This window comes from Flavobacterium rhizophilum, from assembly GCF_046000485.1.
Classification (GTDB): Bacteria; Bacteroidota; Bacteroidia; order Flavobacteriales; family Flavobacteriaceae; genus Flavobacterium; species Flavobacterium rhizophilum.
Window position 1 is genome coordinate 1 of record NZ_JBELQB010000080.1, and the last position, 511, is coordinate 511.

Annotated in this window: 1 protein-coding gene; it reads right to left on the reverse strand. The window is 31.9% G+C overall.

Features of this window, described 5'->3' with window-relative positions; all coding sequences use genetic code 11:
- Window positions 1-106 precede the first annotated feature (106 nt).
- The gene (locus tag ABS768_RS17865; RefSeq protein WP_408076269.1) at window positions 107-481 is read right to left on the reverse strand and encodes an integrase core domain-containing protein; all 375 of its coding nucleotides are present in this window, start codon (window positions 479-481) and stop codon (window positions 107-109) included.
- Window positions 482-511 lie beyond the last annotated feature (30 nt).

The window sequence follows — 511 nt, forward strand, 5'->3', positions numbered from 1 at the left end:
TCATTAAGTACATTATTCTCATTTAATTCAAAGATAATCATAAATACATTTTAAGTGAAGTCAATATGACATTTACAAAAACGATTCAAACTTATTGATTGTAGGCTTACCCAATCTCAGACATTACTAAATTCGACAAATTTTTATTCATATCCTGAGATTTGGGGAAGAATTCTTCCCCAAATCTGCTTTTATATTCTCTAGGAGTTTTGTTTCCTAACGATTGATGAGGATAATTGTTATTGTAGTCTTCTTTCCATTGATTACTTAAAATTGTTAATTGGTGTAGATCGTTAAACCAATAAGCATCTAATACATCTTCTCTGTAAAAGCGATTAAATCGTGCTATAAATCCGTTTTGCATCGGTTTTCCTGGTTGCGTATACCGAATCTCTATAAGCTTACGCTCACACCAGTTACCAAATGTCTTAGAGATAAACTCAGGTCCATTATCACATCTTATAGCTTGTGGTAAACCTATTTCTTATTCTAGTTGTTCCAGTACTTCTAC